At 62.2% G+C, this 12,978-nt stretch carries 14 protein-coding genes; 3 read left to right on the plus strand and 11 right to left on the minus strand.

Annotated features, from left to right (window positions below; genetic code table 11):
• Window position 1: 1 nt before the first annotated feature.
• Both C0058_RS11500 and C0058_RS11505 read right to left on the minus strand, forming a co-directional pair.
• Entirely contained in the window at window positions 2-367 is a 366-nt protein-coding gene (locus C0058_RS11500; protein WP_087694950.1) for a cupin domain-containing protein, read from the minus strand.
• 154 nt (window positions 368-521) lie between these two features.
• Entirely contained in the window at window positions 522-1,820 is a 1,299-nt protein-coding gene (locus C0058_RS11505) for an FAD-binding oxidoreductase (protein WP_102368619.1), read from the minus strand.
• Between the two features lie 195 nt (window positions 1,821-2,015).
• Between C0058_RS11505 and hpaR (C0058_RS11510) the strand changes: the two genes are divergently transcribed.
• Entirely contained in the window at window positions 2,016-2,438 is a 423-nt protein-coding gene (hpaR, locus tag C0058_RS11510; RefSeq protein ID WP_003209875.1) for a homoprotocatechuate degradation operon regulator HpaR, read from the plus strand.
• Window positions 2,439-2,570: 132 nt separating this feature from the next.
• On the opposite strand, the gene hpaI is transcribed toward hpaR (C0058_RS11510), so the two are convergent.
• From hpaI to C0058_RS11555, 8 genes are all read right to left on the minus strand, one after another.
• A complete protein-coding gene (gene hpaI / locus C0058_RS11515) occupies window positions 2,571-3,371 on the minus strand; it encodes a 4-hydroxy-2-oxoheptanedioate aldolase (RefSeq protein ID WP_102368620.1) in 801 nt (266 codons plus the stop codon).
• A gap of 18 nt (window positions 3,372-3,389) precedes the next feature.
• Window positions 3,390-4,193, minus strand: coding sequence for a 2-oxo-hept-4-ene-1,7-dioate hydratase (hpaH, locus tag C0058_RS11520; protein ID WP_008437182.1), 804 nt, complete (start codon window positions 4,191-4,193; stop codon window positions 3,390-3,392).
• A 10-nt stretch (window positions 4,194-4,203) separates the two neighbouring features.
• On the minus strand, window positions 4,204-5,508 hold the full coding sequence (locus C0058_RS11525) for an MFS transporter (RefSeq protein ID WP_102368621.1): 1,305 nt from the start codon (window positions 5,506-5,508) through the stop codon (window positions 4,204-4,206).
• Window positions 5,509-5,559: 51 nt separating this feature from the next.
• The gene (locus tag C0058_RS11530) at window positions 5,560-5,952 is read right to left on the minus strand and encodes a 5-carboxymethyl-2-hydroxymuconate Delta-isomerase (RefSeq protein ID WP_008437184.1); all 393 of its coding nucleotides are present in this window, start codon (window positions 5,950-5,952) and stop codon (window positions 5,560-5,562) included.
• Window positions 5,953-6,094: 142 nt separating this feature from the next.
• On the minus strand, window positions 6,095-6,952 hold the full coding sequence (gene hpaD, locus C0058_RS11540) for a 3,4-dihydroxyphenylacetate 2,3-dioxygenase (protein WP_003209884.1): 858 nt from the start codon (window positions 6,950-6,952) through the stop codon (window positions 6,095-6,097).
• Between the two features lie 148 nt (window positions 6,953-7,100).
• Window positions 7,101-8,561: a 5-carboxymethyl-2-hydroxymuconate semialdehyde dehydrogenase gene (hpaE, locus tag C0058_RS11545; RefSeq protein WP_102368623.1), complete on the minus strand. Its 1,461-nt coding sequence runs from the start codon at window positions 8,559-8,561 to the stop codon at window positions 7,101-7,103.
• Between the two features lie 5 nt (window positions 8,562-8,566).
• On the minus strand, window positions 8,567-9,337 hold the full coding sequence (locus C0058_RS11550) for a fumarylacetoacetate hydrolase family protein (RefSeq protein WP_003209888.1): 771 nt from the start codon (window positions 9,335-9,337) through the stop codon (window positions 8,567-8,569).
• Window positions 9,334-9,999: a fumarylacetoacetate hydrolase family protein gene (locus C0058_RS11555; RefSeq protein WP_102368624.1), complete on the minus strand. Its 666-nt coding sequence runs from the start codon at window positions 9,997-9,999 to the stop codon at window positions 9,334-9,336. Before C0058_RS11555 ends, C0058_RS11550 begins: the two co-directional genes overlap by 4 nt.
• Window positions 10,000-10,142: 143 nt before the next feature.
• On the opposite strand from C0058_RS11555, the gene hpaA reads away from it, so the two are divergent.
• Window positions 10,143-11,045, plus strand: a complete 903-nt coding sequence (gene hpaA, locus C0058_RS11560; protein WP_003209891.1) for a 4-hydroxyphenylacetate catabolism regulatory protein HpaA — start codon at window positions 10,143-10,145, stop codon at window positions 11,043-11,045.
• An 11-nt stretch (window positions 11,046-11,056) separates the two neighbouring features.
• Here hpaA and C0058_RS11565 read toward each other — a convergent pair whose 3' ends face one another.
• On the minus strand, window positions 11,057-12,313 hold the full coding sequence (locus C0058_RS11565) for an OprD family porin (protein WP_102368625.1): 1,257 nt from the start codon (window positions 12,311-12,313) through the stop codon (window positions 11,057-11,059).
• Window positions 12,314-12,525: 212 nt separating this feature from the next.
• Here C0058_RS11565 and hpaR (C0058_RS11570) point away from each other — a divergent pair, with 212 nt between their 5' ends.
• The gene (gene hpaR / locus C0058_RS11570) at window positions 12,526-12,948 is read left to right on the plus strand and encodes a homoprotocatechuate degradation operon regulator HpaR (protein WP_008437189.1); all 423 of its coding nucleotides are present in this window, start codon (window positions 12,526-12,528) and stop codon (window positions 12,946-12,948) included.
• Window positions 12,949-12,978 lie beyond the last annotated feature (30 nt).

Here is a 12,978-nt window from a genome sequence, read left to right on the forward strand (position 1 = left end):
ATCACACCACGGCGAAGTAGTGTTTGACGAAACTTTCGCTGACCACTTCCCATAGCACCGGGGTGCCCTTGGTCACGAACCAGCTGTCACCGGCCTTGTAGCGGGTCCTCTGGCCGGTGGACTCGTCGGTGAGCACCACTTCGCCGGTGACCACGGTGGCTTGTTCGGCAAACGGGTAGACCATGCGGAACTTGCCCTGGGTGGTGCCGAAATAGGCGCTGCTGACCGGGTCGGTGGGGGCACCGAAGGTCATTTTGCCGAAGGCCCGGACTTCGCCTTCGAGGATGGTCGAGCCGAGGTCGGCGACGGTGCCCCAGGCGTCGAGTTCGGATAGCTGGATGTCTTTCTTGAGGGTAACGAGGGTCATGGCAGTTGCTCCTGATGAGAAAAAATTAGTGACCAACTGTAGGAGCGAGCTTGCTCGCGAAGGTCGTCAACGATGACGTTGGCGTCCTGGATTAACGCGGCGCCCTTGGGTTTTTCGCGAGCAAGCTCGCTCCTACAGGTGTCAGGCGTGGGATTTAGCGGCGGCCGTTCCAGTAACCGGAGAGCTGATGCCAGGACTTGCCGGCGGTAAGCAGCAGCGGGCGGATCGCGTCCTTGCCGATGATGGTCGGGCGATGGATCGAGCTGACCAAGTCATACCGCGCCGAGCCTTCGCTCATGCCTTCGGCCAGCACCTTGCAGATGATGTGGCTCGGCGTCACGCCGAAGCCCGAATAGCCCTGCACGTAGAACGCGTTGCTGCGCCCGGGCAAGGTGCCGATCTGTGGGAACAGGTTCGGGCTGCAGGCCATCGGGCCGCCCCAGGCCAGGTCGATCTTCACGTCCTTGAGGTACGGGAAAATCTTCAGCATCAGGTTGCGGTTCCAGGCTTTCAAATCGCCGGGAATGTGCTCCACCAAAGGCGTGGCGGCGCCGAACAGCAGGCGGTTTTCGTTGGTGACGCGGTAGTAGTCGATCACCGGGCGAATGTCGCTGTAGGCCCCGCGAATCGGGCTGATACGGTTGATCAGCTCTTCTGGCAACGGCTCGGTCATCATCTGGAACGCGTAGGTGTTGATGGTCGAGCGGTGCAGTTCCGGCTCCAGCTTGTTGAGGAAACTGTCGCAGGCCCACAGCAGCTTGCTGGCCTTGACCGAACCGCGGCCGGTGCGCACGGTGATGCGCTCGCCATAACTGATTTCCAGCGCCGGGCTGTTCTCGAAAATCCGCACGCCGTGGCCGGCCAGGGCCTTGGCTTCGCCCAGCAGCAGGTTCAACGAGTGCACATGCCCGCCGCCCATGTGCAGCAGGGCGCTGCTGTAGGCGTCGGAGCCGATGATCTGCTTGACGTCGGAGCCGCCAAGAAAGCGGATCTCGTGTTGGGTGTTGATGGATTTGAAGTCTTTCTCCCAGGCGCGCAGGGTCTTTTCCTGGCGGGCGTTGAAGCCCATGTAGCCATAGCCGTGGCAGAAGTCGGCATCGATGTCGTACTTGGCGATGCGGTTCTTGATGATGTCGGCGCCCAGGTCGCTGATCTCGAAGATCTGGCGCAGGCCGTCTTCACCCACGTCCTTCTTGATCTTTTCCAGGTCGTGGCCGATGCCGGCCATGATCTGCCCACCGTTGCGCCCGGTACCGCCAAAACCCAGGTAACGCGCTTCCAGCACGACGATGTTGGTGATGCCTTTTTCGGCGAGCTCCAGGGCGGTGTTGATCCCGGAAAAGCCGCCACCGATGATCACCACGTCGGCTTCCACGTCCTGCTCCAGGGTGGGGAAGCTGAGGTTGTATTTCTTGGTCGCCGTGTAATAGGTCGGCGTTTCGATATTGATCATTGCGCTGCCTGACAGTGAAGAGCTAATGAGTGTATTAAGGCCGTTGGCGCGCTGGATGTCTTGATTCTGTGTGCCGCCGGTTTTGATCCTGCGCGCCAGAGCCTTCGCCGGCTTCACAAGTTATAGCGTGAGGTGGGGAGGAGAGTGTTAGAGTTTCGTTAAAACATTAACTAAATCTATCGTGACCCTGAGCCTATGTTGAAACCCAGACAATCCCTGACCCTGACCTTGCTTCAGGCCCGTGAAGCGGCCATGAGTTTTTTCCGGCCCTCGCTGAATGAGCATGGGCTGACCGAACAGCAATGGCGGGTTATTCGAATTCTCAGCCAGCATGATGAGCTGGAGATTTACCAACTGGCGGAACTGGCGTGCATCCTCAAGCCGAGCATGACCGGCGTGCTGGTGCGCATGGAGGCGGCGGGGATGGTGCACCGGCGCAAGGCCGAGCAGGATCAGCGGCGGGTGCTGGTGACGCTGGCGGAGAAGGGCAAGGCCAGTTTCGAGTCGATGAGCCAGTGCATGGAGGAGAATTACCAGCGGTTGCAGGAGCAGTTCGGGGAGGAGAAGTTGCAGGTGTTGCTGGGGTTGCTGGATGAGTTGAAAACCATCAAGCGCTGACACACCGCCGATCCAAATGTGGGAGCGGGCTTGCTCGCGAATGCGGTGGGTCAGCCAACAAACCTGGCACTGATACACCGCTTTCGCGAGCAAGCCCGCTCCCACATTTTGGATCTTTGTGGTTTCAGAGCGTCAGTACACGCCGCCGGTAATGGCCGGTGTTGCGGTGTCTTTGAATTTCGCCGCCAACCCCTGCAACCCGCGCATCAACACCGTCGTATCCACCCCTACCGCCACAAACGCCGCCCCAAGCTCGATATACCGCCGCGCCAGTTTCTCATCCGCACTCAAGATGCCCGCCGCCTTGCCGGCTTTTTGAATCCGCCCAATCGCGTCCTCAATCGCCGCCTGCACCTCGGGGTGCCCGGGATTCCCCCGGTGCCCCATGGCCGCGCTCAGGTCCGCCGGGCCGATAAACACCCCGTCCACTCCGTCAACCGCCGCAATCGCATCGAGGTTGTCCAGGCCTTCACGGTTCTCGATCTGCACCAGCAGGCACATCTGCGCATCGGCCTCATCCAGGTAACCGGGAATCCTGTTCCAGCGCGACGCCCGCGCCAGTGCGCTGCCCACGCCCCGTACACCACCCGGTGGATAACGCATCGCCCGCACCAGCTGCCGTGCCTGGTCAGCCGTCTCCACCATCGGCACCAACAGCGTCTGCACGCCGATATCCAGCACCTGCTTGATCAACGCCGTATCGCCGATCACCGGGCGAATCACCGGTTGGCTGTCATAAGGCGCGACAGCCTGCAGTTGGCCGAGCATGCCGCGCAGGTCATTGGGCGCGTGCTCGCCGTCGATCAGCAGCCAGTCGAACCCGGCATTCGCCGCCAGTTCGGCGCAATAAGCGTCCGCCAAACCGAGCCACAGGCCGATCTGGGTCTCGCCACGTTGCAGGCGCTGCTTGAAACGGTTGATGGGCATGTCCATGAAACAGTCCTCCAGTATTCAGACAAAGCGGCAGGAGATGGAACCCAGCATGTCGTAGTCGACATGGAAGGTGTCACCCGGATTCGCCGCCACCGGGCGGGTGAAGGAGCCGCCGAGGATGATCTGGCCGGGTTGCAGGGTGACGTCGTACGGCGCCAGTTTGTTCGCCAGCCAGGCCACGCCCTTGGCCGGATGGTTAAGTACCGCAGCCGACACCCCGGACTCTTCGATCACCCCGTTGCGGTATAGCACCGCCGGCACCTTGCGCAGGTCGATCTCGGTGGGGCGCACGGCGCGGCCGCCCATCACCACGCCGGCATTGGCGGCGTTGTCGGAAATGGTGTCGAATACCTTGCGGGTGGCGTTGGTGTGCGGGTCGATCTGCTGGATGCGTGCGTCGATGATTTCCAGCGCCGGGATCACCCATTCCGTGGCATCGAGCACATCGAAAATCGTGCAGTTCGGGCCCTTGAGCGGCTTGCCGAGGATGAACGCCAGTTCCACTTCCACCCTCGGCACGATGAAGCGCTCGAAGGGGATGTCGGTGCCTTCGTCGAAGAACATGTCATCGAGCAGGGCGCCGTAATCCGGCTCGGTGATGTTCGACGACACCTGCATCGCCCGCGACGTCAGGCCGATCTTGTGCCCGACCAGCTTGCGCCCGTCCTTGATTTTCCGGGCCACCCAGGCGCGCTGGATGGCGTAGGCGTCTTCAATCGTGATGTTCGGATGCTCCAGGGAAAACTGGCGCACCTGTTCACGGGAACGCTCGGCCTGGTCGAGGCGGGCGGCGGCTTGCTGAATAAGGGCTTGATCAAGCATGACAAAATCTCTACTGGGGATTGACGATGGCCGCATGGGTGCGCAGCACCAGCAGGCCGCCGAGGGCGATAAGCAGCGCCAGCACGTACAGGGCCAGGCTCGCGCTTTGGGTGGTGTCGCGCATCCAGCCGATCAGGTAGGGCGCGAGGAACGAAGCGATGCTGCCGAACGAGCTGATCAGCGCGATGCCGGCCGCCTGGGTGCTGTTGGACAGGAACGCCGGCGGCAATTGCCAGAACATCGGCAGCGCAGCGCTGGCGCCCATGCCGGCGAGGATCAGGCCGCCCAGCACCAGGGTCGGGTTGGTGGGCGAGAGCCCGGCCACCGCAATACCGATGGCCGACATCAGCAACGGCACGCACAGGTGCCAGCGGCGTTCGCGGTTGCGGTCGGACGAGCGCCCGCAGCCGATCATGAAGAAGCACCCGGCCAGATACGGTACGGCGCTCAGCAAGCCGACCTGGCTGTCGCGGCCGATGCCGGCGCCGTGGATCAGGGTGGGCATCCAGAACGCCAGGGTGTTCACCGCCAGCATCACCGCGAAGTACACCGCCACCAGCAGCCACACCTGCGGGTCACGCAGGATGCCGCCGAAGGAGGTGATGGATTTGCGCTGTTCTTCAGTGCTCAGTTGCTCGCGCAGTTGTTGCTTTTGCGCGGGCTCCAGCCACTTCACGGTTTCGAAGCTGTCGGGCAGGTATTTCAGGACGACCAGGCCGAGCAGCACCACCGGGGCGCCTTCGATCAGGAACATCCACTGCCAGCCCCGCAGCCCGCCGAAATCATGGAAGTTCTCCAGGATCGCACCGGACAACGGGCCACCAATCACACCGGCCATGGGCACGGCAATCGCAAACAGCGCGGTGACTTGCGCCCGGCGGCGGGCCGGGTACCAGCGGTTGAGGAACACCAGGATCCCCGGGAAGAAGCCGGCTTCGGCCACCCCGAGCAAAAAGCGCAGCACGTAGAAGCCGGTGGAGCTTTCGATCCACAGCATGCTGGTGGACAGCACGCCCCACACCACCATCAGGCAGGCGATCCAGCGCCGTGGGCCGACCCGGTCCAGGGCCATGTTGCTGGGTACGCCGAACAGCGCGTAGGCGATGAAAAACAGGCCGGCACCGAGGCCATACACCGTGTCGCTGAAGTGCAGGTCGGTGCTCATCTGCATCTTGGCGAAGCCGATGTTGATGCGGTCCAGGTGGGCAAACAGGTAGCAGATCAGCAGCAACGGCATCAGTCGCCAGGAGACGATGCTGTGGGTGCGCTGATGGTCGATCAGGGTGGTGCTGTCGGCGGTATTGGCTGTGCTCATGATGTTGTTCTTTTTTGTTTGAGTGGCCATGGGCGGAAAGGTGGGCTGTGCTCAGCCCGCCTGGTTCTTCAGGAATGCGTGCACGTTGTTCTGCTTGAAATTCAGCTCGGGGTGCAGCTCGATCATCTCGAACGACAACGCCAGCAACCGCTGGGATTGCAGCGCGGCGAAGTGTTCGGTGATGACCTTGAACAGGGCTTCGGCCACCGTTTTTCGGGTTTCCAGGTCGCGCCCGTGGCCGACCTTGAGGGTCATGTGGACGAAGGCGTAGTCATGCTTGCCGTCGGCCATGCGCCAGGTGTCCAGGCGCACTCCGCGACTGCGGATGCCCCCCAGGGGAAACACGCCGCTGTCCCCCAGCACGGCGTGAACCTGCTCGAACAGGGCCGGCAGGTTGGCCTGCTGCTCGATGTTGTCGGTGTATTCGGCGATGAAGTGCGGCATGTGTATCTCCTCTTGGGGTGAGGTGCAGCGAATTCCTTGTAGGAGCTGGCTTGCCTGCGATGGCATCAACTCGGTGCGACAGATACACCGAGGTGCCTGCATCGCAGGCAAGCCAGCTCCCACATTTGATCCTCACCAATGCTCATAAAGGGAAAATGGCATTGATCTGCCCGGTGCCCGAACTGCCGAACGGCTGGGTGATGATCTCGGCCGGCTGGTTGTAGTCCGGCCCGCCCAGCAGTCCCAGGAGCATCGCGGTGTCGTGCATCTTGCCTTCGCCGAAGCAGTGCTCGGCGTAGTCCGGCAGCATCGCGCAGAACTCCTTGAAGCGGCCTTGCTTCCACATCTCCACCACGTGCAGGTCCATCTGTTTGTCGAATTCACGGGTCCAGTTGTGGATGTTGGCTTCGGCTTCGCGGTCGTCCGAGAAACGGTGGGAGAGGGAGCCCGAGGCCAGCACCAGGACTTTGCGGTCGCTTTTCTCGATCGCCCGGCGCACGGCGGCGCCGAACGCAAAGCTGTCTTCCAGGCGGTGCCAGGCGCACCACGCGGCAATCGAGATCACGTCGAACTTCTGCGCGTCCGGCACGCCCATGTGCATGTAGCGCATCGGCACCAGGGTGCCGTATTCCAGCTCCAGGCTCGGGATGTTGTGGGCCATGGTGCGCACGCCGGCCAGGTTGGCCTCGGCGGCGATCAACTCGCCCAGCTCGGGGCAGCCCGGGTACTCGTACTCCATGTTCTTGATGAAGTGCGGCAGCTCGTTGCTGGTGTAGGTGCCCTTGAAATGCTCGCCGCAGTTGACGTGATAGCCGCTGTTGACCAGCCAGTGCACGTCGAACACCACCGCGGTGTCGGCCCCCAGTTCACGGGCGCGCCGCCCGATTTCCTTGTGCCCGGCGATGGCTGCTTCGCGGCAACCGTGGTGCTTGCCGGGCAGTTCCGACAGGTACATCGAGGGGACGTGGCAGATCTTCGCTGCCAGAACCACTTCGCCCATGATCATTCTCCTGAGTATTTATTCTTTTGTAGGAGCGAGCTTGCTCGCGAAAAACGTCAACGATAACGCAGCACTTCTGTTAGCCCGCGGCGCCTGCGGGTTCTTCGCGAGCAAGCTCGCTCCTACAGGTAGCGTTGTTATATCCGGGTTACACACCCCAGCGCGGGATGTGATGACTGCCCATGGAAATGCACACGTTCTTGATCTCGGCAAACACTTCGAAGCTGTACTGGCCGCCTTCACGGCCGGTGCCGGAACCTTTTACCCCACCAAACGGCTGGCGCAAGTCCCGCACGTTCTGGCTGTTGATGAACACCATGCCGGCTTCGATGCCGTAGGCCAGACGATGCGCCTTGCCGATGTCCTGGGTCCAGATATAGGACGCCAGGCCGTACTCGGTGTCGTTGGCCAGTTGCAGCGCCTCGGCTTCGTCCTTGAACGGGATCAGGCACACCACCGGGCCAAAGATTTCTTCCTGGGCGATGCGCATGTTGTTGTTCACATCGGCAAACACCGTCGGCTGGATAAACTGCCCGCGGCTCAAGTGCGCCGGCAGGTTGGCCGGGCGTTCCAGGCCGCCGGCCAGCAGGGTGGCGCCTTCTTCGAGGCCAATCCTGATGTAGCCGGTGACCTTGTCGTAGTGGGCCTGGGTGATCATCGAGCCAACCTGGGTCTTCGGGTCCTGTGGGTCGCCGACGATCAGGCGTTTGGCGCGGGCGGCAAATTCGGCGACGAACTGCGGGTACACGCTCTCCTGAATGAAGATCCGGCTGCCAGCGGTGCAGCGCTCACCGTTGAGCGAGAAGATGGTGAACAGTGCCGCGTCGAGGGCGCGGTCCAGGTCGGCGTCTTCAAAGATCAGCACCGGCGACTTGCCGCCCAGTTCCATGGAGTACTTTTTCAGCCCGGCGGTCTGCATGATTTTCTTGCCGGTGGCGGTACCGCCGGTGAAGGAAATCGCCCGCACGTCCGGGTGGCGCACCAGCGCATCGCCGGCGGTGGCGCCGTAGCCCTGGATCACGTTCAGCACGCCTTTGGGGAGCCCGGCTTCGACCGCCAGGCGCCCCAGTTCATTGGCCGTCAGCGGCGACAGCTCGGACATCTTCAGCACCGCGGTATTGCCCAGCGCCAGGCACGGCGCAGTCTTCCAGGTGGCGGTCATGAACGGCACGTTCCATGGCGACACCAACGCACACACACCCACCGGCTGGTAAAGCGTGTAGTTGAGCATCTGGTCGTCCACCGGGTAACTGTGGCCGTCCATGCGGGTGCAGACTTCGGCGAAGAAATCGAAGTTGTGGGACGCCCGGGGAATCAGCACGTTCCTGGTCTGGTGGATCGGCAGGCCGGTGTCGAGGGTTTCCAGCTCGGCCAGGTGCGGCACGTTCTGTTCGATCAGCTCACCGAGCTTGCGCATCAAGCGGGCCCGTTCCTTGGCTGGCGTTCCCGCCCACTTCGGAAAGGCTTCCTTGGCTGCTGCAACGGCCTGCGCCACTTCCTCGGCACCGCCGCTGGCCACTTCACCGATGGCTTCGCCGGTGGCCGGGTTGTAGTTGATGAAGGTGTCTTTGCTCTCGACCTCACGGCCGTTGATCCAGTGTTTGATCATATTGCTCAAGCCTCTTTACGGGCGGCGAAAAAGTCCGCCTCGCTGACAATTCGATTGACCAGGCGGCCTACGCCTTCCACTTCCACGACCACTTCATCCCCCGGCACCACATCCGCCAGGCCTTCCGGGGTGCCGGTGGCGATCATGTCGCCGGGCTGCAAGGTCATGAAGCTGGACAGGTACTCGATCAAATACGGGATGTCGAAAATCATGTCTTTCGTACTGCCTTCCTGGCGCAGTTCACCGTTGATCCAGGTGCGCAGCTTCAGGTTGCTCGGGTCCGGCACGTCGGCGACATCCACGATCCATGGGCCCACGGGCGTGGTGGCGTCGCGGTTTTTCACCCGCAGGTTGGGGCGGTAGTAGTTTTCCAGGTAGTCGCGGATCGCGTAGTCGTTGCACACCGTGTAGCCGGCCAGATACTCCAGGGCGTTCTCGCGCTTGACGTTGCGCGCCGGCTTGCCGATGACCGCCACCAGCTCGCACTCGTAGTGCATGTAGGCGACGTTGTCCGGCCGCCAGGTCACCTGGTTGTGGCCGGTGTAGGTGCCGGGAGACTTGATGAACGCCAGCGGTTCGGTCGGCGGCTTGAAGGCCAGTTCGGCGGCGTGGTCGGCGTAGTTCAGGCCCAGGGCAAACATGCTGCCGGTGGCCGGTGGCAGCCATTCGACCTGGTCTTCGGCCAGCAGGCGACCGTCGGCCAGGCGCACGGCGTTTTCAGCTTCTACCAGCACCTGGTGGGCTTCACCTTCAAAGCGAATACGGGCGTGTTTCATGACAGCTCCTCTGCCTTGATGTGGTTGACCAGGCGGCCCAGGCCGCTGATCTCGACTTCAACCGTGTCGCCGGGTTGCACATCCACCCGGCCTTCGGGGGTGCCGGTGATCAGCAGGTCGCCCTCGTGCAGGGTCATGAACTCGCTGATCTCGGCGATCAACTGCGGCAGGCTGCGCACGAAATTGGCGGTGGAGTTTTGCTGGCGCAGTTCACCGTTGACGAACAGCTTCACGCTCAATTGATGCGGATTGGCGACCTGGTCGCGGGCTACCAGTTCCGGGCCCAATGCGCAGAAACCGTCCCGGCACTTGGCTTTCACCGCCGGGCGGTAGTAGCTGTCTTCCGGCAGGCTGAACTCATTGACGATGGTGTATCCCGCCACATGCTCCAGGGCATTTTCGACGCTGACCCGGCTGGCGCTCTTGCCAATCACCACCCCGAGTGCCGGGCCCGGTTGCAGGCGTTCACCCTGTGGGTGCAGCACCACGCCGTCGTGGCCGTTGCGGGTATTGGGCGTCTTGATGAACAGCACCGGCTTCACCGGTGGTTTCTGGTAAGGCGCTTGTTCGAATTCGGCGAGACGTTGATTCAGCAACCCCTGGTAGTTCAGCGCAACGCCGAACAGGGTGCCGTTCGCAACATCATGCAGGGCACGGCTCATGCTTTTCTCCTGGCAGTGGCGGGGCAGGTTCGGACCTGCACCGTGGGAAATTCGTTAACGTGTTAACGTTATAATTAAGATGTTAACTATCGTCAAGCGTGGCAATATTTCAGGGCAGTCAAAACAACAAAGAGAATGCAGTGATGAGCGATCGTCAGCCGATCCCCAACATCAACATCGGGCAGGTCTACGACCAGCGTTACAGCGATGCCGAGGTGCACTACGACCGGCTCGGCAACCTGGCGGGATTTTTTGGCCGCAACATGCCGGTGCATCGCCATGACCGGTTTTTCCAGGTGCATTACGTCAAGACCGGCGCGGTGCGGGTCTACCTGGACGACCAGCAGTACCTCGAATCCGGGCCGATGTTTTTCCTCACGCCGCCGACGGTGGCGCATTCCTTCGTCACCGAAGCCGACGCCGACGGCCATGTGCTGACCGTGCGCCAGCAACTGGTGTGGGCCTTGATTGACGCCGACCCCAGCCTGGCCCCCGGCGCACAATTGCCGGCGGCCTGCGTGGCGTTGGCGCGGCTGGCACCGGAGTTTCAGCCCGAGGTGCGCCGCCTGGAATTCCTGTTTGATGAGCTGTGCAGCGAGATCAACGCCCAGGCCAGCGGACGCGGTTCGGCCCTGGACAGCCTGACGCGGCTGATCATGATCAGCCTGCTGCGGCTCTGCGCCAATTCCCTGGAAGCCCGTCCTGCACGGCACGAAGACCTGCGGATTTTTCACCGCTTCAACGAACTGATCGAAGACCACTACCTGCAACACTGGCCGCTGTCGCGCTACGCCGACGGTATCGGCGTCACTGAAGCGCGGCTCAACGAGGTGTGCCGACGCATCGCCGATCTGCCGTCCAAGCGCCTGATTCTGGAGCGGCTGATGCAGGAGGCCCGGCGCCTGCTGCTGTTCACCGGCAGTTCGGCGAATGAAATCTGCTACCAGCTGGGGTTCAAGGACCCGGCGTATTTCAGCCGGTTCTTCCAGCGCTACGCGCAGATGACGCCGGGGGAATACCGCCAGCGTCAATCGGGGTTGCGTTGAGGCGCCCGGCGTTACCACAGGGCCACGGTGTAGCCGATGATCACCCGGCTTTCGTCGATGTCGCTGGTCAGGCCGTTGCTTGAGCGCAGGGTCGCATTGCGCAGGCGCACGTTGACGTTCTTCAGCGGGCCGCTCTGCACGGTGTAGACCAGGTCGGTGTCGCGCTCCCATTCCCGGCCGTTGCGCACCGTGGCGGTTTGCGCGTGGCTGCCGTCGACGTAGCGGGTCATGAAGGTCAGGCCCGGCAGGCCGAGGGCGGCGAAGTTGTAGTCGTAGCGCGCCTGCCAGGCATCGGTGTTGGCCTTGGTGAAGATATTGATTGTCACCAGGTTGACCGAATACGGATCTTGCCCCGGGAAGGCAAAGTCGCCGTCACCGGAAAGGTTCTGGAAGCCCAGGCCGAATTTGTGTGCGCCCACCGACAAACTGAACATGCCGTTGAAAAAGCGGTTGTCGATCCGCCCGCCGTCGACCCGCGAAGCGTTGCGCAGCAGGGCGCTGCCTTGCTCGCGGGTGTCGAAGTAGCGCAGGTCGGTGCGCAGGTTCACGCCCTGGGCCAGCGGCAGGTCATGCACCAGGCCGATGAAATTCTGGCGGTAGATGTCCTGCATCTGCGCGTAGTAATAGGTCGCGGCCAGGTGCGGGTTGATCGCGTAGGTGCCGCCGGCAAGGTCCAGGTGGCTGCTGTTGACGCCGCCGTAGCTCATGGACTCGTTGTTGGAGGAGTCCCGCAGGTTCTGCTTTTCCAGGCGGCCGACGTTCAACGTCAGGCCGTCGATGTCCTGGGAGGTCACCAGTTCACCGTTGTAGGTCGACGGCAACAGGCGCGTGTCGTTGTAGGCGGCCACCGGCAACAGCGGTTGCAGGGTGCCGAGCTTGAGCACGGTTTTCGACACGCGCAATTTGGCGGTCAGGCCGAGTTCGCTGTAGCTGTCGGCCGGCTCGCCGCTGGCGCCAGACGGCAACAGCCCGGTGCCCCGGCGGTCGCGGCTGGAGTCGAGCTTCAGGCCCATTTCACCCAGGGCGTCCACGCCAAACCCGACCACGCCTTCGGTATAGCCCGACTCCAGGCGCAGCACAAAACCTTGCGCCCATTCGTCTGCCTTGTTCTGCGGCGCGTTGGCCTGGCGAAAGTCGCGGTTCATGTAGAAATTGCGCAGGTCCAGGCTGGCCTTGCTGTCCTGGATGAAGTCGGCGTGGGCGACCAGAGGGCTAAACGCGGCGCACAGGCCAGCGCTTGCCGCCGTGCGAAAGAGGCACGAATGCATGAGGGGCGTTCCTTTTGTTGTTTTTGTTGGTAGAGCCCGCCACCAGGGCAGGGGCGGGCATATTGTTAACATGTTATCTTTAAGCTGAATAGCTGGATTAACAGGTTTTTATGAATTCGTTTCGAAATTAACGACTTGCTGCGTGCGTCGGGTTGCGCACGCGGGACACCGACTCTAAGCTTCGTCGCTTCGACCTCTATTGCGCGTGAACCATGCCCACCCCCAGACCGTCCCTTACGCTCACCTTGCTCCAGGCCCGCGAAGCGACCATGGCGTTCTTCCGGCCGTTGCTCAATGAACATGACCTGACCGAACAGCAGTGGCGGGTGATCCGCATCCTGCGCCAGCAAGGCGAACTCGAAAGCCACCAACTGGCGCACCTCGCATGCATCCTCAAGCCGAGCATGACCGGCGTACTGGGGCGGCTGGAGCGTGACGGCATCGTGCGCCGGCGCAAATCCGCCGAAGACCAGCGCCGGGTGTTCGTCGCCCTGACCGAACAGGGCCAGCAGTGTTTCGTCGACATGAGCGCCGGGATGGAAAGCAATTACCTGAAGATCCAGGAGCAGTTCGGCGAGGAATCCCTGGAGCAATTGATGGAGCTGCTCCAGAAGCTCAAAGGCATCAAACCGTAATAATCAAAAAATAGTGGCTGAAGCCTGTCC

This window comes from Pseudomonas sp. NC02 (assembly GCF_002874965.1).
Taxonomy (GTDB): Bacteria; Pseudomonadota; Gammaproteobacteria; order Pseudomonadales; family Pseudomonadaceae; genus Aquipseudomonas.